At 73.0% G+C, this 20629-nt stretch carries 21 protein-coding genes and 1 pseudogene; 12 read left to right on the top strand and 10 right to left on the bottom strand.

Annotated features, from left to right (window positions below; translation table 11 throughout):
• Positions 1–52 precede the first annotated feature (52 nt).
• Entirely contained in the window at positions 53–895 is an 843-nt protein-coding gene (locus tag ACQP2H_RS28220; protein ID WP_219464902.1) for an aminotransferase class IV, read from the bottom strand.
• Between the two features lie 139 nt (positions 896–1034).
• On the opposite strand from ACQP2H_RS28220, the gene ACQP2H_RS28215 reads away from it, so the two are divergent.
• From ACQP2H_RS28215 to ACQP2H_RS28200, 4 genes are all read left to right on the top strand, one after another.
• Positions 1035–1439: a Fur family transcriptional regulator gene (locus ACQP2H_RS28215; RefSeq protein ID WP_219470400.1), complete on the top strand. Its 405-nt coding sequence runs from the start codon at positions 1035–1037 to the stop codon at positions 1437–1439.
• Positions 1436–2548: a YgfZ/GcvT domain-containing protein gene (locus ACQP2H_RS28210; RefSeq protein WP_219464900.1), complete on the top strand. Its 1113-nt coding sequence runs from the start codon at positions 1436–1438 to the stop codon at positions 2546–2548. Before ACQP2H_RS28215 ends, ACQP2H_RS28210 begins: the two co-directional genes overlap by 4 nt.
• A 303-nt stretch (positions 2549–2851) precedes the next feature.
• Complete coding sequence (locus tag ACQP2H_RS28205) at positions 2852–3679, top strand: 3-keto-5-aminohexanoate cleavage protein (RefSeq protein ID WP_357538087.1); 828 nt, start codon at positions 2852–2854, stop codon at positions 3677–3679.
• 183 nt (positions 3680–3862) lie between these two features.
• Positions 3863–4822 (top strand): asparaginase, encoded by a 960-nt coding sequence (locus ACQP2H_RS28200; RefSeq protein WP_219464895.1) that lies wholly within the window; start codon positions 3863–3865, stop codon positions 4820–4822.
• Between the two features lie 63 nt (positions 4823–4885).
• On the opposite strand, the gene ACQP2H_RS28195 is transcribed toward ACQP2H_RS28200, so the two are convergent.
• A complete protein-coding gene (locus tag ACQP2H_RS28195) occupies positions 4886–5686 on the bottom strand; it encodes an alpha/beta fold hydrolase (RefSeq protein WP_433229482.1) in 801 nt (266 codons plus the stop codon).
• 117 nt (positions 5687–5803) lie between these two features.
• Between ACQP2H_RS28195 and ACQP2H_RS28190 the strand changes: the two are divergent.
• From ACQP2H_RS28190 to ACQP2H_RS28165, 6 genes and pseudogenes are all read left to right on the top strand, one after another.
• Positions 5804–6436, top strand: a pseudogene (locus ACQP2H_RS28190) (helix-turn-helix domain-containing protein); the annotation flags it as partial.
• Between the two features lie 248 nt (positions 6437–6684).
• Entirely contained in the window at positions 6685–7440 is a 756-nt protein-coding gene (locus ACQP2H_RS28185; protein ID WP_433229480.1) for a hypothetical protein, read from the top strand.
• Between the two features lie 70 nt (positions 7441–7510).
• On the top strand, positions 7511–7825 hold the full coding sequence (locus ACQP2H_RS28180; RefSeq protein ID WP_091242743.1) for a DUF2516 family protein: 315 nt from the start codon (positions 7511–7513) through the stop codon (positions 7823–7825).
• Positions 7822–8709, top strand: a complete 888-nt coding sequence (locus tag ACQP2H_RS28175; protein WP_219464891.1) for an alpha/beta fold hydrolase — start codon at positions 7822–7824, stop codon at positions 8707–8709. Before ACQP2H_RS28180 ends, ACQP2H_RS28175 begins: the two co-directional genes overlap by 4 nt.
• 109 nt (positions 8710–8818) lie before the next feature.
• Positions 8819–9061, top strand: a complete 243-nt coding sequence (locus ACQP2H_RS28170) for a hypothetical protein (RefSeq protein WP_433229477.1) — start codon at positions 8819–8821, stop codon at positions 9059–9061.
• A gap of 110 nt (positions 9062–9171) precedes the next feature.
• On the top strand, positions 9172–9729 hold the full coding sequence (locus tag ACQP2H_RS28165; protein ID WP_219464890.1) for an ester cyclase: 558 nt from the start codon (positions 9172–9174) through the stop codon (positions 9727–9729).
• A gap of 48 nt (positions 9730–9777) precedes the next feature.
• On the opposite strand, the gene ACQP2H_RS28160 is transcribed toward ACQP2H_RS28165, so the two are convergent.
• Positions 9778–10455 (bottom strand): nucleotidyltransferase domain-containing protein, encoded by a 678-nt coding sequence (locus tag ACQP2H_RS28160; RefSeq protein WP_219464889.1) that lies wholly within the window; start codon positions 10453–10455, stop codon positions 9778–9780.
• Between the two features lie 76 nt (positions 10456–10531).
• Here ACQP2H_RS28160 and ACQP2H_RS28155 point away from each other — a divergent pair, with 76 nt between their 5' ends.
• Positions 10532–11449 (top strand): SDR family oxidoreductase, encoded by a 918-nt coding sequence (locus ACQP2H_RS28155; RefSeq protein ID WP_208567896.1) that lies wholly within the window; start codon positions 10532–10534, stop codon positions 11447–11449.
• Positions 11450–11471: 22 nt separating this feature from the next.
• Here the strand turns inward: ACQP2H_RS28155 and ACQP2H_RS28150 are convergent, their stop codons facing one another.
• Entirely contained in the window at positions 11472–12464 is a 993-nt protein-coding gene (locus ACQP2H_RS28150; protein ID WP_357538080.1) for a helix-turn-helix transcriptional regulator, read from the bottom strand.
• 84 nt (positions 12465–12548) lie between these two features.
• Between ACQP2H_RS28150 and ACQP2H_RS28145 the strand changes: the two genes are divergently transcribed.
• A complete protein-coding gene (locus ACQP2H_RS28145) occupies positions 12549–13367 on the top strand; it encodes an EI24 domain-containing protein (RefSeq protein WP_208567898.1) in 819 nt (272 codons plus the stop codon).
• A gap of 36 nt (positions 13368–13403) precedes the next feature.
• Here ACQP2H_RS28145 and ACQP2H_RS28140 read toward each other — a convergent pair whose 3' ends face one another.
• The 6 genes from ACQP2H_RS28140 to ACQP2H_RS28115 form a co-directional block, all read right to left on the bottom strand.
• Entirely contained in the window at positions 13404–14417 is a 1014-nt protein-coding gene (locus tag ACQP2H_RS28140; protein ID WP_433229473.1) for a GNAT family N-acetyltransferase, read from the bottom strand.
• Between the two features lie 439 nt (positions 14418–14856).
• Positions 14857–15864, bottom strand: coding sequence for a LacI family DNA-binding transcriptional regulator (locus ACQP2H_RS28135; RefSeq protein ID WP_219464886.1), 1008 nt, complete (start codon positions 15862–15864; stop codon positions 14857–14859).
• Positions 15865–15883: 19 nt separating this feature from the next.
• Complete coding sequence (locus tag ACQP2H_RS28130) at positions 15884–17263, bottom strand: GH1 family beta-glucosidase (RefSeq protein ID WP_357538073.1); 1380 nt, start codon at positions 17261–17263, stop codon at positions 15884–15886.
• A gap of 120 nt (positions 17264–17383) precedes the next feature.
• A complete protein-coding gene (locus tag ACQP2H_RS28125; protein ID WP_204924754.1) occupies positions 17384–18217 on the bottom strand; it encodes a carbohydrate ABC transporter permease in 834 nt (277 codons plus the stop codon).
• Positions 18214–19200, bottom strand: a complete 987-nt coding sequence (locus tag ACQP2H_RS28120; RefSeq protein ID WP_208567903.1) for a carbohydrate ABC transporter permease — start codon at positions 19198–19200, stop codon at positions 18214–18216. The genes ACQP2H_RS28125 and ACQP2H_RS28120 overlap by 4 nt, the downstream gene beginning before the upstream one ends.
• A gap of 96 nt (positions 19201–19296) precedes the next feature.
• A complete protein-coding gene (locus tag ACQP2H_RS28115; protein WP_357538071.1) occupies positions 19297–20604 on the bottom strand; it encodes an ABC transporter substrate-binding protein in 1308 nt (435 codons plus the stop codon).
• Positions 20605–20629: the final 25 nt, after the last annotated feature.

Below are 20629 nucleotides of genomic sequence, written 5' to 3'. Positions count from 1 at the left end.
CCGGACTCAGCCGACCGGCGGCTGACCTCCGCTAACCCGCCGGTCGGGCCGGTCAGGCGAAGCCCAGCAGTTCCTGGAGGCGGGGGGTGTGCGGGGCGGGTGGGCGGCCGGTGCCGTCGAGGGACCTGACCTCGACCAGACCGCGTACCGAGGAGGTCAGCCAGATCCCGGCGGCGGCGTGCAGCCCGGTCGGGGTGACCATCCGTTCGGCCCGTCCCAGGCCCAGCCCGGCGGCGTGGTCGAGCAGCCAGCCGCAGGTGGTGCCGGGCAGGATGCCGGTACGCGCGGCCGGGACGGTGCAGAGCGTGTCGCCGTCCAGCCAGACGACGTTCGCGCTGGGCCCCTCCAGCACGTAGCCGTCGGTGGAGACCCAGAGCACGTCGTCCACCCCGCTGCGGGCGGCCCAGCGGCGGGCGGCGCTGTTGGTCGCGTACGAGATCGACTTGATGCCCGCCGGGAGCCAGGACAGTTCGGGGCGGGCGGTCGCCGGCACCCCGAGGGGCAGGGTGGCGACGGTGACCCCGACGTCGCGGAGCCGTTTCGCGGCGGCCGGCACCTCGGTCAGGGTGGCGTACACGGTGGGCAGCCCACCCCCCTCCGGCCCCCGCGTGCAGACCAGGCGCAATGCGCCCTCGACCTCGGTGGGCCAGCCGGCGGCGATGCCGTCCAGCAGTTCCACAAGCGCCCCGTCCGGGGGCAGCGGGAGTTCCAGGGCGGCGGCCCCGGCCCGCAGCCGGGCCAGATGGGCGGTACGCAACCAGGGGTTTCCGCCGCGCAGGTGCATGGTCTCGAACAGCCCGTCCCCGCGCAGCACACCCAGGTCGTTCCCGCGTAGCACCGGCTCCGTCGCGGGGACGACGCCCCGACCGAGCACGGCGACCCTCGATGCCACCATGACCGCCGAGCCTAACGGCGTGACCCGTCGCACCCCCGAGCCCGGTGACGTGACCCGCCCGGCGGCCCGGTGGCGGGCGGGCGGTGACCGGCGCGGGCCGAACTATGATCGGACGGTGTCCGAATCCTCCCTGGCGGAAATGCTCCGCTCGCGTGGGCTGCGACTGACGGCGCAGCGGCAACTGGTCCTGCAGGCCGTGCTCGACCTGGGGCACGCCACACCCGAGCAGGTGCACACGGCGGTCCGGGAGGTCGCCGCCGGGGTCAACATCACCACCATCTACCGGACGTTGGAGCTGCTGGAACGGCTCGGCCTGGTGACCCACACCCACCTGTCGCACGGCTCGCCGACCTATCACGCGGCGGGTGAGCACCAGCACATCCACCTGGTCTGCCGGGAGTGCGGCGCGGTCGACGAGATCGACCCGGAGCTGATGCGCCCGCTGGCCGACCGGCTCGCCACCGAGCGGAACTTCCAGGTGGACATCGGGCACGTGGCGCTCTTCGGCGTCTGCGGCAACTGTGAGGACGGGGAACCAACATGATCGACATCGCGGGAGCGGTGGCCGTCGAGGCGATCGACGAGGCCAGCCGGGACCAGCCGGACGCCGGGCACCGGGCGGCCGGGGTGCGGGGCGTCGCCGCGCACTACGGCGACCCGATGCGCGAGCAGCGCACCCTGGCCACCGGGGTCGGCCTGGTGGACCGCTCGCACCGGGGTGTCGTCGCCGTCACCGGCCCGGAGCGGATCGGTTGGCTGCACACCCTGACCAGCCAGCACCTCGCCGCGCTCGGCCCCGGCCAGGGCACCGAGCTGCTGGTGCTCAGCCCGCACGGGCACGTCGAGCAGCACGCCATGGTCGCCGAGGACGGCACGACCACCTGGCTGGACACCGAGCCGGGGATGACCGCCGACCTGCTGACGTACCTGGAGAAGATGCGGTTCTTCAGCCAGGTCGAGCCGCGCGACGTCACCGCCGGCCACGCGCTGCTGTCGCTGGTCGGGCCGCAGGCCACCGAGGCCGTCGCCACGCTGGGCGTCACCGGCCTGACCGCCCCCGAGGTGCTCGCGGTGCCGGGTCCGAAGTTCCGCTCCGGCGAGCTGCCCCCCCGCCCCACCGTCTCGTACGACGTCCAGCCGCTGACCGGTGGTGGCTGGGCCCGTCGGGTCCCGCTGGGGGTGGACCTGCTGGTGCCCCGGCCCGCCCTGGACGAGGTCGTCGCCGCGCTGCGCGAGCACGGCGTCCCCCCGGCCGGCCTGTGGGCGTACGAGGCGGTGCGGGTGGCCGCCCGACGGGCCCGGGTCGGGGTGGACACCGACCACCGGACGATCCCCGCCGAGGCGGGCCTGATCGCCCCGGCGGTGCACCTGGACAAGGGCTGCTACCGGGGGCAGGAGACCGTCGCCCGGGTGCACAACCTGGGCCGGCCGCCGCGTCGGCTCGTCCTGCTGCACCTGGACGGGGTGACCACCGACCAGCTGCCGGCGTCCGGCACCCCGGTCACCCTGGACGGCCGGACGGTCGGCTTCGTCGGCACCGCCGTGCACCACTACGAGCTGGGTCAGGTCGCGCTCGCCGTGGTCAAACGCAACCTCGCCGACGACGCCCGGCTGTCGGTGGGCGACACCGCCGCGGCCATCGACCCGGAGTAGCCCGTCCCGGCCGGTGGGTGGCGCTTTCCGGCATGGTCCGGGCGGTGGGTCCGTGCTTCCCGGCGTCGCCCGGGCGGTGGGTCCGTGCTTCCCGGCGTGGCCCGGGCGGTGGGTCCGTGCTTCCCGGCGTCGCCCGGGCGGTGGGTTCGCCTCCGGTTGTGCTCGTCGGCGAAGTAAGGATGCCTACCGCTAGCCGATTCGGCGGGAATTTCTTCGCGTCTCTCTCTCCTGATGTGCGGTTCTTCCTGTCGGGCCGGCCTGCGGCGTCGACCGGGGGCGGCCGGGGCGGCTACCATCGCCGGCATGACGACAGGGACGTTGATCACGGTTGCCCCGACGGGCGCGGAGTCGGCCAAGGAGCAGGTGCCGGCGCTGCCGGTGACCCTCGACGAGTTGCTGCTCACCGCCAAGGAGTGCGAGGCGCTCGGCGCTTCCGTGATCCACGTCCACATCCGCGACGACCAGGCCCGGCCCACCCTCGACCAGGGGCGGCTGCGGGAGACCGTGGCGGCGCTGCGGGAGAGCACCGACCTGATCGTGCAGCTCTCCTCGGGTGGGGCGGTGACCGATCCGGAGGCCGACCGGCTGGCCGTGCTGGACGCCGCGCCGGACATGGCCTCCTGCACCATGGGCACGGTCAACTTCGGCGACGACGTCTTCCTCAACCGGTGGGAGTTCATCGTCGACCTGCACACCCGGATGCAGGAGCGCAGCATCCTCCCCGAGTACGAGATCTTCGACCTCGGTCACCTCACCGCCCTGCAACGCCTGCTGGACCGGCACGGCCTGCCGTACGGCGGGCACGTGCACGTCGACTTCGTGATGGGGGTGCCGGGCGGGATGCCGGGCACCACCGCCACCCTGGTCGCCGCCCAGCAGATGCTGCGTGACCTGCCGGCGGGCACCACCTTCTCGGCCACCGGCGTCGGTCGCAGCACCATCGCGGTGCTGCTGGCTTCGCTCTCCACCGGCGGTCACCTGCGGGTCGGTATGGAGGACACCGTGACGTACGCCAAGGGTCGCCCGGTGGAGTCCAACATGCAGCTGGTGGCCCGCGCGGTCGGGTTCGCGCAGCTCGCCCAGCGCCCCCCGCTGACCACCACCGAAGCCCGTCAGTTGCTGTTCCGCTAGCCCGCCCGGCGGGCCGGACCGGTCCGGCCGGTGCTGCGGTTCCGGGTCGGGGCCCGCCGTGGGCCCGGCCGGGGCAGGTCCGCCCGGTAAGCCGCGCCTGCCCCGGCACTCCTGTACGCCGGTGGTCGACGTCGCAGGTCACCCGGGTGTCGGGGTGCCGGCCCCCGTCGGTACCTTCGCCAGGTGTCCAAGACGTACGAGGGTGGCGAGCCGCTCGCCGAGGTGGTCCGGTCCGGGTTCGTGGAGGGTGTGCACCGGGGCTCGGTGGTGGTGCTCGACGCCGCCGGTGCGCCGGTGGCCGGTGCCGGGAACGGCGTCCCGCCGATCTTTCCCCGCTCGGCCAGCAAGCCGTTGCAGGCGCTCGGGATGCTCCGGGCCGGGCTCGCGGTGACCGACCCCGCCGACGTCGCGGTGGTCTCGGCCAGCCACGCCGGTGAGGAGTTCCACCTGGCCCGGGTCGCGGCGCTGCTGGGCTCCGCGGGCCTGGACCCGGGGGCCCTGCACTGCCCGCCCGACCTGCCGTTCGGCGAGGCGGCCCGGGAGGCCGTGCTGCGGGCCGGTGGTGGCCCGAGCCGGTTGGCGATGAACTGCTCCGGTAAGCACGCCGGGATGCTGCTGACCTGCCTGGCGGCCGGCTGGCCGGTGGACGGGTACTGGCGGCCGGAGCACCCGTTGCAGCAGCGGCTGACCGCCACGATCGAGGAGTTCACCGGCGAGCCGGCGGCGGCGGTCGGCGTGGACGGTTGTGGTGCGCCCGTGCTGGCGGTCTCGCTGACCGGGCTGGCCCGGGCCTACCTGCGGCTGGTGGCCGCCGAGCCCGGCTCCCCGGAGCGCACGGTGGCGGACGCGATGCGGGCGTACCCGGAGGTGGTCGGCGGCACCGTGGCGGACGACACCCGCCTGATGCGCGGCGTACCCGGAATGCTGGCCAAGATCGGCGCGGAGGGGGTGATCGCGGCGGCGCTGCCCGGCGTCGGCGCGGTCACCCTCAAGATCGACGACGGTGCCACCCGCGCCCGGATGCCGGTGCTGGTCTCCGCGCTGCGCCGGCTCGGTGTGCGGGCCCCCGTCCTCACCGAGTACGCGGAGGTTCCCCTGCTCGGCGGTGCTCTTCCGGTCGGTGGAGTGCGTCCCGTCTGGTGAGCTGCGGGCGATCCGTGGCCGGGCCGCACCAGGGTGCGGGACGGGCCCGGGGTGCGGGGCCGGTCAGGGCAGGAAGGCGCGGAGGGCCTCGGCCACCTCGGTGGGGCGTTCCACCGGGATCAGGTGCGCGGCCTCGGGGATGTCGGGCAGGCGGACGGCCCGGGGGGCCTCGGCGGCGATCCGGTCGGCCAGCCGGATGATGTCCGGGATGTCGACGGCACCGGCGGTGACGAGGACCGGCAGGTCCAACTCGTCGAGGCGGCCGATGGCGGGCGGGTCGAGGTCGACGACGTCGACCGCGCTCAACGCCTGCTCGGCGGCGAGGGCCCGCCGGTCCGACTCCTCGGCGAAGGCGATGAGCGCCGGGTCGAGATCCTCCGGACGGCGGTGCGGGCCGACCACCCAGAACCGGACCTCACCGGCCGCGCTCGCCGCCAGGTCCTCCTCGTCGATCTCACCGACCAGCCGGTCCCACAACTCCTCGGTGTCCGGCGACCACTCGTGCCCGGAGACGGCGGTGCCGAACAGCGCCAGGGCCGACACCCGCTGCGGGTACGCCAGCGCGGTGTCGATCGCCACCGCCCCGCCGAAGGAGCAGCCGACCAGGGCGGCCCGGTCGATGTCGAGCGCGTCCAGCACCGCCACCACGTCGTCGCGGTGGGCGAAGGACTCCGGCGGCAGCGCCGAGTCCCCATAGCCGCGCAGGTCCAGCGCGATCGTCCGGTGCCGGTCGGCGAGGGCGGCGCACACCTCGCGCCACATCCGCCGATCGGCGATGCCCGCGTGCAGCAGGAGCACCGGCGTGCCGGTGCCGACCTCGTCGTAGCCGAGGGTGGTGCCGTTGACAGCGATCTGTTGGGTCACGCCGTGCAAGTTACGACCGGACATCCCGGGCCGCAACGTACTTTGCCTCCTGTTACCTTGCTAACTCTGGCTAGCGTTTTGCTTGCTGGAGCTAGCAGCGCGGACTACCGTTGGGGTATGGCCGCACCCAAGGATCTACCCGACGTCGGCGGATTCATCCGTGACCTGCGGCGGAACGCCAAGATCTCGCTCCGCCAGCTCGCCGAGCAGGCCGGCGTGAGCAACCCCTACCTCAGTCAGATCGAGCGGGGCCTGCGCAAGCCCAGCGCCGAGGTGCTCCAGCAGCTCGCCAGCGCGCTGCGGGTCTCCACCCCGGCGATGTACCTGCGGGCCGGGCTGCTCGACGACAAGGAGGGTCAGGGAGTGCTCGCCGCCATCGCGGTCGACCCCGACCTGACCATGGCGCAGAAACAGTCGCTCAGCCAGATATACGAGACCTTCCGGCGGGAGAACACCCGGCTGTCCGAGGCCACCGCCGACCACTCCGCCCCGGCGGAACCCGGCACGGACGAGCCGGCCGGCACGAACCGCCCCGGCACCGACCAGACGGTCCCCGATGGGGTCGCCGGCACGGATCAACCGGTCGTCACCGATCGGACCGCCGCCGCGGTGGACCGCCCGGACGCCGGCCCCGGACCGGCCGCGCCGACCTCCGCGTACGCCGTACCGACGCCGACCGGGCCGACGGAGGCGGCGGCCACGGTGACGCCGGCCGCCACCGGACCGGTCACCCCGGAAGGCACCCCGACCGAGGCCGTCCTCGAATCGGTCGCCGTCACCGAGGCGGGCACCGCCCCCGCCCCCGCGACCGGTGAGACGCGCACCGCACCCACCACCGGTGGGGTGGGGACCCCACCCGCGACCGGTGAGACGCGCACCGCGCCCACCGCCAGCGGGACGCGCACCGCGCCCACCGCCGGCACCCATGACGGCACGGCGGATGCCGCGCCCACGACCAGCAACGACAAGGCCGCCGGAGCGGCCGAGGAGGAGTTGTCATGACCCAGCCGAAGACCAACCGCATTCCGGCCCCCGTCTACGCCGCCGCCGGTGCCGGGGAACTGGCCATCCAGCAGCTGCGCAAGCTGCCGACCGTGGTGAGCGAGCTGGGCAACCGGGTCGTCGCCGACGGCACCAAGGTCGCCGCCGAGTGGGGCGGCAAGGCCGTCGTGACCGGGTTCGAGCTACGCCAGAAGGCCACCGAGACCTTCCGTACCGCCAACCTGACCGCCACCGGCCTGCGCGAGAAGGCCACGCCCACCGAGCTGAACCTGGACAAGCTCCGCGCCGAGCTGGACCTCGACAAGCTGCGCGGTGCCGCCACCCGCAACGCCGCCGTGGTGCTCGCCGGGGCGCAGGCGGCCCAGGAACGGGCACTGGCCGCGTACGGCGCGTTGATCGCCCGGGGTGAGCGGGTGGTCGGTGCCGGGGTGCTGGAGGCCGCCGAGACCGTCAACGCCGACATCGAGGCGACCGACGCCACCGTCCCGGCCGGGGCGCAGGCCGGGACCGACCAGCACCGCACCCCGACCCCGGCTGCCGTGGCGCAGGCCGACACGGACCACCCGCCGACCCCGGCGGACGTGGCGCAGGTCGTCGAGGCCAAGCCGGCCGCAGCCAAGGTCACCCGGTCCCGGGCCACCAAGGCCGCGACCAAGCCGGCCGCGACCAAGGCCGCCGCCAAGCCCGTCGCCACCGACCCGACAGCGAAGCAGCCGAAGACCACGAAGCGGACCCGCCCGGCCGCCGAGTGACCGTCGCCGACACCGGCCCCGGGGGCGTCCTGACGGACGTTTCCGGGGCCGTCGGCATATGCTGGCCGGCATGGCCATCGCCGCGCCGATCTTCGTGTTCCACCTCGTCTACGTGATCGATCTGATCCTGCTCGTGTTCGCCCTGGCTGTGCAGGGCATCTCGCTGGTGCACGCGTTCACCCAGCGCTCGGACGCCTTCCCGGCCATCGGCACCCTCCCCAAGGGCGGCTGGATCGCCATCCTGGCCGTCTGCATGCTGCTCACCCTGCTTGGTTTCGGCGCGCTGAGCATCTTCGGGCTGATCGGCATCGCGGCCGGCCTGATCTACCTGCTGGACGTCCGGGTCGGGCTGCGTGACCTGCACGACGGCAAAGGGTTCTGGTGAGGGGTTTCCGCTGGCCGCCACCGCCGGACGGCGGACCCCGCACCTGGGGGCCCGGGCCCGGCGCACCGCGTACCGGGCGACCCGCCCTGCCGGAACCGGAGACCGAGCTGGTCGCCACCCCGCACGACGTACAGCTGGAACGGCTGGTCACCGGCGTCGGTGACCCGGTCACCGTGTTTGCCCACGGATTCGGCAACGGCATCGCCACCACCCGCCCGTTCGGCAGCGCCGTCACCGGCCGACGGGTCTTCTTCCAGTTCCGGGGGCACGGCCGCTCCGACGCCCCGCCCGGCCCGTGGAGCTACCTCGACCTGGCCCGCGACCTGCGGGCGGTGGCGGACCTCAGCGGCGCCACCCGGGCGTTCGGCGCCAGCCTCGGCGCGGGCGCGCTCTGCCGGCTGCTCGTCGAGAGCCCGGACCGGTTCGAGAAACTGGTCTTCCTGCTGCCCGCCGTCCTCGACCGGCCGCGTGGCCCGGTCGCCCGGCAACGACTGGCCGACCTGCTCGACGCGGTCGCCGGGGGCGACGCCTCGGCCGTGGCGGACGTGGTCGCCCTGGAACTGCCGCCGTCGGTCCGCAACACCCCGGCCGGTTGGGCCTACCTGCGTCAGCGACTCGACCAGCTGCTGCGGGACGGGCTCGCCGCCGGTCTGTCCGACCTGCCGGAGCAGTCCCCGCTGGCCGACCTCGCCGCCCTGGCCGGGGTGACCGCACCGGCCCTGGTGATCGGCTGCGTCGGCGACGACCTGCACCCCACCCACATCGCCGCCGAGCTGGCCGACGCGTTGCCGCAGGCGACACTGCACGTCTACGACCGTCCCGGGTTCGCCTGGACCGACCGCGCCGACCTGCGGGACCGGATCTCCACCTTCCTCAACGACTAGCCCCGGGCCGGGCCCGGGACGCGTCCTGTCCGCCCGTGGCCTCCGCCCGGTCGGGATCCGGCGGACCGCCGGATCCGAGCTGGCAGTCCGGTGTGGACGGATGTCCCCGGTGCCGGCCCCGGCAAACTCGTTCCAGGCGTTCGCCCGCCTCCGGCCCGCCCGCCTCCGGCCCGGCCCGCCCGCCCCGGCCCGCCCGCCCCGGCCCGCCCGCCCCGGCCCGCCCGCCCCGGCCCGGCTGCCCCCGGCCCGCCCGCCCCGGCTCGGCTGCCCCCGGCCCGGCTGCCCCCGGCTCGGCCTGCCGCCTGTGCGGCCCCGCCTGCCGCCGTTGCCGTCCGTCTGCCCGGACCGGTAGGCCCGCGATCGCCCCGCCACCACTCCGCTACTCCGCTCGTGTTGACGTCAAATCACTGTAGTTATAGGCTATAACTAAAGCGAGCTGATCTCATTCATGGAGGAGTCATCATGAACCGCAGGTCCACCGTCACCCTCACCGCGCTCCTGATCGCCGGTGGCGTGCTGACCGGCAGCAGCGTTCCCGCGCTGGCTGGCGGCACCGCCACCACCCACACGCGGCCCGACGGGCCCGACGACACCCGCCGGACGCAGCAGCAGGTGACCCGCGACTGGGTCCAGCTCTGGAACGGCGACTACGCGCTGGCCGAGCACCTCATCGCGCCGGACGTCCGGGTCCGGGCCGCGCTGCTCGACGGCGGCGACGGCAGTGCCGTGCACGGCCCGGCCGGCATGGTCGACCTGATCGGCCAGATCCGGGGAGCCTTCCCCGACCTGCGCTTCACCGTCGAGGTCGGCCCGATCATCGACGGCAGCCACGTGGTCGTGCGGTGGGTCGCCGACGGCACGTACGGCGGAGGATTCCCCGGGGCGACAGCCGCGCCCGGCACCACGGTCCGCTTCACGGGCACCGACACGCTGCGGACGAGGCACGGCCTGATCACCGACTACTGGCTCAACGCCGACACCCTGCTGCTCACCACCCAGCTCGGGGTGGAAGCAGTCTGATCGCCTCGTCGCGGGCCCGGCACGGACCCCGGCAACGGCTGCCGTGGGTCAGTCAGGCGGCGGCAGGTGGGCGGCGCGGACGGCACGCAGCCAGCGTTCCACCGTCGCCTCGTCGGGCCGGTCGGGCAGCGGGGTGCGGAGCCGGTCGAAGTCCCGTTCCGCCTCGGCGACCAGCGCTTCCGCCTCGGTGAGCGCGCCGCCCGCGACCCGCTCACCGAACGCCCGGAACCACGCCGGGTCCGCCAGCCGGATCTCCAGCACGCCGGTGGCGTAGAGGGTCCGCCCCTGGTGCAGCAGCCGGGCCAGGTGCCGGGCGTGCTTGGCCGAGCGGCGCCGGCCGCCCACCGTCGAGTCGCGGGTGGTCAGCTTGCGGAACTGCTGGCTCGCGTAGCCGAGGTAGGCGTCGCGGACACGCGGTGCGCTGAGGAACGCCGACCGGATGGCGATCAGGCGGTCACCGAGCTCCGTACGGGTCTCGTAGCAGTCGTCGGGCAGCCAGATCAGCTCGGTGGCCGTCGGGTTGCCGCTCAACGCCAGCCGGGCGTACTTGCCGGCCTCGTGCAGGGTGACGTCCGGGTCGGTGGTGACCACCGACTCCCGGGGCGGCCGCAGGCCGTGGAAGGCCACCGTCGGGGCGGCGAAGACGCCGATCCGGTCCACGTCGGAGCCGGGGCCGGCCAGCCCGTAGGCGACCGAGCCGACGATCCCGGAGAGCAGCAGGTGCATGCCGGGAGCATGCCGGACCGAACCGCTCCGCGAAACCGGACTTCGGTTGTCAGGTATCACTGCCACCCTCGACGGTATGACGACGACACCGTTGGAAGGAAAGGTCGCGCTGGTGGCCGGCGCGACCCGGGGCGCGGGCCGGCAGATCGCGGTCCAGCTCGGCGCGGCCGGGGCGACGGTCTACGCCACCGGCCGCAGCAGCCGGGCCGGCCGCTCCGAGCTGGACCGCGCCGAGACCATCGAGGAGACCGCCGAGCTGGTCACCGCCGCCGGAGGCACCGGCATCGCGGTCCGGGTCGACCACCTGGTGCCCGAGCAGGTACGCGACCTGGTGGCCCGGATCGACACCGAACAGGGCCGGCTCGACGTGCTGGTCAACGACGTGTGGGGCGCCGACCCGCTGATCACCTGGGAGAAGCCGGTCTGGGAGCAGCCGCTGGACGCCGGGTTCCGCACCCTGCGGCTGGCGGTGGACACCCACATCGTCACCAGCCACTTCGCGCTGCCGCTGCTGATCCGCCGCCCCGGCGGCCTGGTCGTCGAGATCGGCGACGGCACCCGGGCGTACAACGACACGCACTACCGGCTGTCCGTCTTCTACGACCTGGCGAAGGTGTCGGTGACCCGGCTCGCGTACAGCTGGGGGCACGAGCTGGCGCCGCACGGGTGCACCGCCGTGGCGCTCACCCCCGGCTGGATCCGCTCCGAGGCGATGCTGGAGCACTTCGGGGTGACCGAGCAGACCTGGCGCGACGGCGCGGCGACGGACCCGCACTTCCTCATCTCGGAAACCCCGGCCTTCGTCGGGCGGGCGGTCGCCGCACTGGCCGCCGACGAGGACCGGGCCCGCTGGAACCAGGCGTCCGTCTCGGCCGGCGAACTGGCCCGGGTGTACGGCTTCACCGACCTCGACGGCAGCCGGCCGGACGCCTTCCGCTACCTCACCGAGGTGGTCGAGACGGACCGGCCCGCCGACGTCACCGGCTACCGCTGACGGCTCGTCGGCCCGGTCGCCGTCAGCGGGTCGGGTGGTCCGGGCCGACGCCGTATCGGGCGGCCGAGCGGGCCGCCGCGTCGGCGAGCAGGGCACGCAGCTGCGGTGGGTCGAGCACCTCCACCTCGGGGCCGAGGCCGAGCAGTTGCGGGTACGCCACCTCGACGGACTCGACGGGCAGCTCGGTCACCACCCAACCCTGCCCGTCGGGTGTGCCGGCGGCGGCCACTGCCTCGTCGTACGCGAAGGGGGTGTCGGCGAGGAAGCGGAGCTGGCGCAGACCGGCGGGGCTGAGTCGCACGGTGACCCGTGCGGCGAGCATGTCCCGCAGAAACGCCTCGGCCTGCTCCCGCCAGTAGCCGCCCAGGTCGAAGCCGTCGTGCCGGGTGAAGGTCGCCGGGTCGGCGACGACGTCGAGCACCCGGTCCACCCGGTAGGTGCGCATCGTGTCGTCGACCCGGCCCACGAGATACCAGGTGCCGCTCTTGAGCACCAGCCCGTACGCCTCGACCCGGCGGGTCACCTCCCGGTCGCCGCGCCGGTACCGCAGGGCGACCACCCCGTCCCGCCACACCGCCCGGGCCAGTTCGGCCAGCCAGCGCGGCGGGGTGGACTCGCGGAACCAGCCCGGGACGTCCAGGTGGAACCGCTGGCCGGTACGGGCCGGGGCGTCACGCAGGCCCGGTGGCAACGCGGCGAGCATCTTCAGCTCGGCGGACGCCACCGCGTCGGCCAGTCCCAGGTCACCGGCGGGGCCGGGCAGTCCGGTGAGGAAGAGCGCCTCCGCCTCGTCCCGGGTCAGCCCGGTCAGCCGGGTCCGGTAGCCGCCGAGCAGCCGGTAACCCCCGGCCCGCCCCCGGTCGGCATAGACCGGCACCCCGGCGGCGGAGAGCGCCACCACGTCCCGGTAGACGGTCCGCTCGGAAACCTCCAGCTCACGGGCGAGTTCGGCGGCGGTCATCGTCTCGCGGGACTGCAACAGCAGCACCAGGGAGATCAACCGGGCGGCGCGCACCCCCGTATCCTGCCGGCCCGACCCGTCGGGCGGTGCCGTCGGGTGCCCGGTGGCGGTGGCCCCCGGCCAGTAGGCTCTGCGGTCGTGAACGGACCCCGTACCCTCGCCGCGCCGGTCACCGGTGCCACCCGCCGCTTCTTCGGCGGCGTGGGCCTGCTCGTGCGTGGCCTCGGCCTGTATGTCCGCAGCCCGGGGCTGATGCTGCTCGGCGTGGTGCCGGCGCTGTTGTCCGCCGCGCTCTTCGTCACCGCGTTCGCCACCCTGGTCTACTTCGTGGACGAGCTGGCGGCGTGGGTGACCCCGTTCGCCGACGACTGGTCGGACACCCCGCGCAGCCTGGTCCGGGTGATCGCCGGGTTGGCCTTCCTCGGGTTGGGCGGGCTGCTCACCGTGGTCGGCTTCACCGCGGTCACCCTGGTCATCGGGGACCCGTTCTACGAGAAGATCTCCGAGCGGGTGGAGGACCGGCTCGGCGGCACCCCGGGCGCGGTGGAGGTGCCGTTCGGGGCGTCGTTGCGGCGCAGCATCGTCGACTCGCTGCGGCTGGTCGGGCTCTCGGTGCTGTTCGGCATTCCGCTCTTCGCGGCCGGGTTCATCCCGGTGGTCGGGCAGACCGTGGTGCCGGTGGTCGGCGCGGCGGTGGGCGGCTGGCTGCTCGCCGTGGAGCTGGTCGGTGCGCCGTTCTCCCGGCGCGGGCTGCGGCTGCCGGACCGGCGGGCCAGGCTGAAGGCGGACCGGGCCACCTCGCTCGGTTTCGGTGTGGCGGTCTTCCTGTGCTTCCTGATCCCGCTGGGTGCGGTGCTGGTGATGCCGGCCGCCGTCGCCGGGGCCGCGCTGCTCGCCCGCCGCTCGCTGGGCCAGCACATCGAGGAGAGCCGAGCCGGCGGCCGGCCGACGGCGTGACCATGGTGGGCGGCCCGCCGGTCGTGGTCGAGCCTCTCAGCGCAGCTCGCGCAGGCAGGACCAGGCGGTGGCCACCGGCCGGTAGCCGAGGCGGGTGTTGACCGCCAGCATCGGCGCGTTGGCCTCGTCGTTGGAGGTGTAGGCCGTGCGTACTCCGCGACCGGCGGCCCGGTGCAGCGCGACCTGCTTGGTCAGTCGGGCCAGCCCCCGACCCCGGTATTCCGGCCGGGTCGCGGTGAAGTCGGACCACATCCGGTCGCCGTCCCGCTTGACCAGGCTGAGCGCGACCAACGTGCCGTCGACCTCGGCGACCGTGCTGGCGTCCCGGTCCAATCCCGGGTTCTCCCAACACTCGGAGCGCCAGTGGGAGTAGCTGATCGCGTCCACCGGCACGTCGCCCGGCTCGCTCGTCGAGGCGACGGCGTCGAGGAGGTAGACCTGGTACGGATCGATCCCGGCGAGCGGGAGCAGCCGTACCCCGGCGGGCGGCTCGGGCATCGGTGGGGCCGGGTGCAGGTCGAGCGCCGAGTAGCGCAGCTCCCGGCTGGGGGCGAACCCGTGCCGGCGGGCGTACGGCAGCGAGTCGGTCTGCGCCCAGGTCCGCACCCGGCGGATCCGGAGGGATTCCAGGTGGGCCAGCGCGGCGGCGAGCAGTGCGGTGCCGGTGCCCCGGCCCCGGTGATCCGGATGCACGTGCAGGATGGAGATGTCCCCGAAGTCGGGCACTGAGGTCTGCGTGTTCCGGTACGCCGAGGCCCAGCCGACGAGTTGGCCGTCCGCCTCGGCCACCCAGGCCGCCCACTTCTCCTCGGGTGGTGGCTGGGCGATCATCTGCCGGGTCGACGCGATGCCCCGCACCAGGTACGGATGGACCAGGGACCGCAGCGCCACCACCCCGGGCGCGTCGTCGGGCCGGGCGGTGCGGATGCGCCACCCCACCCCCGGTTGGCCGGTGGACCGCGCGGTGTGGTCGCGGGCGGGCGGCAACTGGTGCCGGCGCTGCCGCTCGGTGCTGGTCGGCACGGGCTGCGGTGCAACGGCGTCAGGCATGCCCGCGAGCGTAGGCACCGGCCGGAGTCCACAGCCACACCTTTTCCCCAACCGCCATGCCGATGACTCTGGGTAACGCCTCTCTCTGGTTGCGACTTTCCCACTCTCCGTAATCCACGGTCGACCCCTGCCCTATCACCCTCGCCCCCTTTGCTCTGCTGCCATGGAGGCGACAGGCATTTGAGCTGCTAATGCACATTTATGGCTCGGGCGGATGTGGCGTCAAGTCGGTCACCCTCGGTGCCTGTCGCGTGGATGGCAGCAGAGCAAAGGGGGTGAACCTGGGTGGGGTGGGGTCGACGAAATGTTGCTGAGGGTGACGGTCGCGGTCGACGTTCAGCCGTCGCGTGTGGGTGCCCGGTGGGCAGGGGCGGCCCGGCTCACGTGGCCGGGGCGTGCGGCCAGGCCGGAAACCGGGCGGGGCAGGCCGGTGCAGGGGTCAGGCGGACTGTCGGATCACCAGCTCCGTCGGCAACACCACCGCCCGCTCCACCTCCGCACCGTCGGCGAGGGCCAGCAGCAGCCGGGTCATCTTCCGGCCCAACTCGACGATCGGCTGCCGCACGGTGGTCAGCGGCGGCTCGGTGTAGGCAGCCGTCTCGATGTCGTCGAAACCGATCACCGCGACGTCCTCCGGTACCCGCCGGCCCGCCTCGTGCAACGCCCGCAGGGCGGCGTGCGCCATCAGGTCGGAGGCGGCGAAGACCGCATCCAGATCGGGGTACGCGGCGAGCAGCCGACGCATCGCGATGGTCCCCGACTCGCGGGTGAAGTCGCCGTACTCGATCATCTGGGGCAGGCCGGCGGCGACCACGGTGTCCCGGTAGCCGGCGAGCCGTTCGATGCCGGCGACCATGTCCTGCGGGCCGGCGATGGTGGCGATCCGGCGGCGACCGTTGTCGATCAGGTAACGGGTCGCCGCGGCCACCCCGCCGATGTGGTCCACGTCGATGTACGGCACGTCGGCCGCGTCCAGCGGTCGGCCGCTGCACACGACCGGTATCCCCAGCCGGGCGAGCCGGCCGGGCAGTGGGTCCTCCCCGTGCAGCGAGGCGAAGAGCACCCCGTCGACGTGCCGGCCGGTGGTGTACCGGGTGACCCGGTCGTGCCCGGCGGGCGAGCCGGCCAGCATCAGCACCAGCTGCTTGTCGGCGGCCTCCAACTCCTGGGCCGCACCCCGGATGAGCCCGGGGAAGACCTGGTCGTCGGAGAAGACCCGGGTGGCGGCCTCCGGCAGCACCAGGGCGATCGAGTCGGTCCGCTGGGTGACCAGGCTGCGGGCGGCCAGGTTCGGCACGTACCCCAGCTCGGCCACCGCCCGACGGACCGCCTCCTGGATCGGCTCGGCGACCGTGGTGGAGCCGTTCACCACCCGGGACACCGTCGCCCGGGACACGCCGGCCTGCCGGGCGACCTCCTCCAGGGTGGGCCGCTGTGCCGCCGTCATACCCGTTACCACCGCCTCGTCACAGCCCGTTCCGGGAGATCACCTCCTGGTACCACCGGGCGCTCGACTTCGGCGTGCGCCGCTGGTTCAGGTAGTCGACGTGGACGATCCCGAACCGCTTCCGATAGCCCTCGGCCCACTCGAAGTTGTCCAGCAACGACCATACGAGATAGCCGCGCAGGTCGACGCCGCGGGAGATGGCCTCGTGCGCGGCCCGCAGATGCCCGTCAAGGTAGGAGATCCGGTCGGTGTCGTCGATCCGGCCCGATCCGTCGGCGTCGTGGCCGGCACTGTCGTCCGGGAACGCGCCGCCGTTCTCCGTGATCATCAGTGGCAGCCCGGGATAGTCGGTGCCGATCCGCACCAGCAGCCGGGTCAGCCCGGCCGGCTCGATCTGCCAGCCCATGTCGGACACCGGGCCGGTGGCCGGCAGGAACTCCACCGCCCCCTCGGTGCCCGGGTAGGCGCTGCTGCCGCCCCCGTCCGGGCGTCCCGCGACATAGGTCGGTGCGTAGTAGTTGATCCCGAGCAGGTCCAGCGGCGCCGCGATGATCTTTTCGTCGCCGGGCCGGATGAACGTGGGCTCCACCATCCGGGCGACGTGTTCGAGCACGTCGGCGGGGTAGCCGGCCCCGGTCAGCGGGTCCAGGAAGATCCGGTTCTGGAGGCCGTCGACGAGACGTACCGCGGCGGCGTCGGCGGCGCTGTCCGGGTCGGCCGGTGCGACGTCCGCCGGGTTGAGGGTGATCCCGACCGTCTGCGCGCCCGCCGACCGCAGCGCCCGCGCCGCCAGGCCGTGCCCCAGCAACAGATGGTGTACGGCCCGGAACGCCGCCCCCGCGTCCTGCTCACCGGGGGCGTGCACCCCGTTGCCGTACCCGAGGTACGCCGAGCACCACGGTTCGTTGAGCGTCGTCCAGGTGCGGATGCGGTCACCGAGCCGGGCGTGCACGGCCAGGGCGTAGTCGGCGAAGTGTTCGGCGGTCTCCCGGCTGGTCCAACCGCCCCGGTCCTGCAAACCCTGGGGCAGGTCCCAGTGGTAGAGCGTGACGATCGGGTCGATGCCCCGGTCGAGCAGCGCGTCGGTCAACCGGTCGTAGAAGTCCAGGCCGCGCGGGTTGACCGGGCCGGTGCCGTCCGGCCTGATCCGGGGCCAGGCCACCGAGAACCGGTACGCGGCCAGGCCCAGCTCGGCCATCAGCGCCACGTCGTCGGCGTACCGGTGGTAGTGGTCGCAGGCGACGTCACCGGTGTGCCCGGCGAACACCTTGCCCGGCGTACGGCTGAAGGTGTCCCAGATCGACTCGCCGCGACCGTCGTCCCGGGCCGCGCCCTCGATCTGGTATGCGGCGGTCGCCGCGCCCCACACGAAGCCCTCCGGAAATCGAACCTCATTCACGCGGCTACCTCCTTCGTTCGCGACTGCGGGGCTCGCAAGACCGGCTCACTCCTCGCGCTCACGCGGTGCTTCCTTTCGTTCGCGACTGCGGGGCTCGCAAGACCGGCTCACTCCTCGCGCTCACGCTTTGACCGCACCTTCCATGATGCCGCCGATGATCTGGCGGCCGAACACGACGAACACCAGCAGCAGCGGCAGCGTCGCGATCGCCGTGCCGGTGAACACCTGCGACATGTCCTGGTAGTAACCGTCGGAGAGGGCCCGCAGCGACAACTGCACGGTCGGGTTCTCCGGGTCGTTGAGCACAGCGTACGGCCAGAGGAAGTCGTTCCAGGTGGTCATGAACGTGAGCAGGCCGAGCACGGCGGCGGCGGGCCGCAGCGCGGGCAGCACCACGTTCCAGTAGATCCGCAGCGTGTGGCAGCCGTCGACCCGGGCCGCCTCGATCAGCTCGGTGCTGACCGCCTGGGCCGCGTACTGGCGCATCATGAACACGCCGAATCCGGTGACCAGGGCCGGGACGATCACCGCCGGCAGCCGGTCGTTCCAGTTCAGCTTGGTCATCAGCAGGTACAGCGGGATGACCCCGAGCTGGGTGGGCACCATCATGGTGGCAATGATGATCATGAGTAGCGCGTTGCGTCCCCGGAACCGCAGCTTGGCGAAGGCGAACCCGGCCAGGGTGGAGAAGAGCACCACCGAGAAGGTGACGCTGACCGCGACGATCGTCGAGTTGACCAGGCCGGTGAGGAAGTGCGCGTCGGGGTTGGCGAAGAGCCGGGTGATGTTCGCGCCGAGGTTGCCGCCGGGGGTGAGCGGTGGCGGCACCTGGCCCATCGCGTCGCTGCTGCGGCTGGCGACCACGAACATCCAGTAGATCGGGAAGATCGACAGCAGGGCGGTGAGCGTCAATGCCGGGTAGGTGAGTCGGCCGGCCGACCAGATGCGGGTCATCGGTCCCCCTTGCGGGCGCCGCCGCCGAGCCGGCGCAGGATCAGTACGTTGATCGCCGCGACCACCGCGATCAGGGCGAAGAGCAGCCAGGCGACGGCCGAGCCGTAGCCGAAGTTGTAGTGCGGGGCGAAGGCGTTCTCGAACATGTACATGGTCATCGTCTGGGATTCGCGCAGCGGCCCGCCCCGGATCGCGTTGGTGCCGGAGTTGAACAGCCGGGGCTCGGTGAACAGTTGCAGCCCACCGATGGTGGAGATGATCACCGCGAAGATGATCGTGGGTTTGAGCAGTGGCACGGTGATCGACCAGAACTGCCGGGCCCGGCCGGCCCCGTCGATCGAGGCGGACTCGTACAGGTCGCGGGGGATGGCCTGCATCGCGGCCAGGAAGATCAGCGCGTTGTAGCCGGTCCACCGCCAGTCGACCATGGCGGAGATCGCCGTCCAGGCGGCGAACCGGTTCGCCTTCCAGTCGATCGCGTCGACGCCGACCAGATCGAGCAGCCAGTTGATCATGCCGAACTCGCGGCCGAAGAGCACCGCGAAGACGATCGCCACCGCCGCCGTCGAGGTCACGTTGGGCACCAGCACCGCCATCCGCCAGGTGGTCCGCGCCCGTAGCCGGCGGTTGAGCAGGTTGGCCAGCCACAGGGCGGCGAGCAGCTGCGGCACCGTGGAGAGGACGAAGATGCCAAGCGTGTTCACCACCGAGTTCCAGAAGTCGGCGTCGGCCAGCAACTGGGTGTAGTTCTGCGCGCCCACGAAGGCCGGGTCCACCCCCAACAGGTCCCAGTCGTGCAGCGACACCCAGAACGTGTACGCCAGCGGATAGAGCCCGAAGATCGCGAAGAGCAGGAAGAACGGCGTCACGTACAGGTAGGGCGAGTACCTGACGTCGAGCCGGGCCAACCGGTGCTCCCGCTCGGGCCGTCTGCTCCGGGTCCGTACCGCCCCCGGCGGCGGACCGTCGACCTGAACAACCATCTCCCGTGCTCTTCCTCTCGTGGTCCCGGCCTGCACCTGCCCGCCTGTCCGGCGGCGGGGCCACGGCGTGAACCCGTGACCCCGCCCCGCACGGGGTTACTTGGCGGCGGCCTTGCGGGCGTTGGTGGTGGCGTCGGTCCAGCCCTGGGTGGGGTTGCGCTGACCCAGCTCGACGGTGCGCACGGCGTTCTCCACCTCGGTGCGGACGGCCTGGTTCTTGGGGCCCATGTAGACCGGCTTGAGGCTCTTCGCACCGGCGGCGAAGATCTTGCCGACCGGGGCGTCGGAGAAGTACGCGTTGGTCGAGCTGACGACCGCCGGGTCGTCGAGCGCCTGCGGGGACGACGGCAGTGGCCCCTTCTCCTGGAACGCGCCGATCTGGCCCTTGGCGCTGGTCAGGAACTTGGCCAGCTCGATCGCCTCGGCCTGGTGCCGGCTCTGCTTCGGCACCGCCAGGTAGGAGCCGCCCCAGTTGCCGCCGCTGCCGGGCACCTGGGCGATGTCCCACTTGCCCTTGGCGTCCGGCCCGGCGTTGCCCTCGATCACCCCGGTCATCCAGGCCGGGCAGGCGATGGTGGCGAACTTGGCCTGCTTGAAGGCCGACACCCACTCCTCCGACCAGGCCCCGTACCGGCCGGAGAGCCCGGAGTCGATGATGTCGACGGTGGTGTCGTACGCCTGGCGTACCGCCGGGTTGCTGTCGACCACCAGCTTGTCGGCGGTGTCGTAGTAGCTGTAGCCGGTGGTGTTGCCGGCGGTCTGCAACAGGATGGTGTTGAAGGTGTTGGTGGCGGCGTCCAGGAAGGCCGCGCCGGTGTTCCTGGCCTTGAACTGCTCGCCGACCCGTACGTAGTCCTGCCAGGTGGGCCAGAGCTTGGACACGGCCTCCCGGTCGGTGGGCAGGCCGGCGGCGGCGAAGAGGTCCTTGCGGTAGCAGATCGCCATCCCGCCGACGTCGGTGCCGAGCCCGATGAGCTGCTTGCCGTCGGCGGTCAGCCCGCCGTTCCACTTCCACTCCAGGAAGTTGCCCTTGAGGTCGGCGGCGCCGTGGTCGAGCAGGTTGACGAAGTTCTGCGGGTTGGCCTTGTACTCGACCAGCAGCCCCTCCTCGATGGCGACCACGTCACCGGCGCCCTTGCCGGCGGCGAGCCACTGGGTGAGCTTGGGGGAGTACTCGTCGAGGTTGCCGCCGGTGCCCCGCTCCACGATCTTGATGCCGGGGTGGTCGGCCTCGTACTGCCGGTAGAGCTTCTCGTAGCCGAACTGGCCGAACACGTCGACGGTCAGCGTGACCGGTCCGCCGTCGGCGGCCTCGTCGTCGCCGCCGCAGGCGGTGGTGGTGAGCAGTGCGGTGGTGGCCACCAGGGCGATCGCCGCGAGACGGCGGCGGGTGAAGACACCCATGGGTCGGACCCCTCTCAGGTCGGGT

This window comes from Micromonospora sp. CA-248260 (assembly GCF_050942205.1).
GTDB classification, from domain to species: Bacteria; Actinomycetota; Actinomycetes; order Mycobacteriales; family Micromonosporaceae; genus Micromonospora; species Micromonospora antibiotica.
Note: the sequence above shows the minus strand (reverse complement) of the source record. Positions and strands in the feature narration are given on the sequence as shown.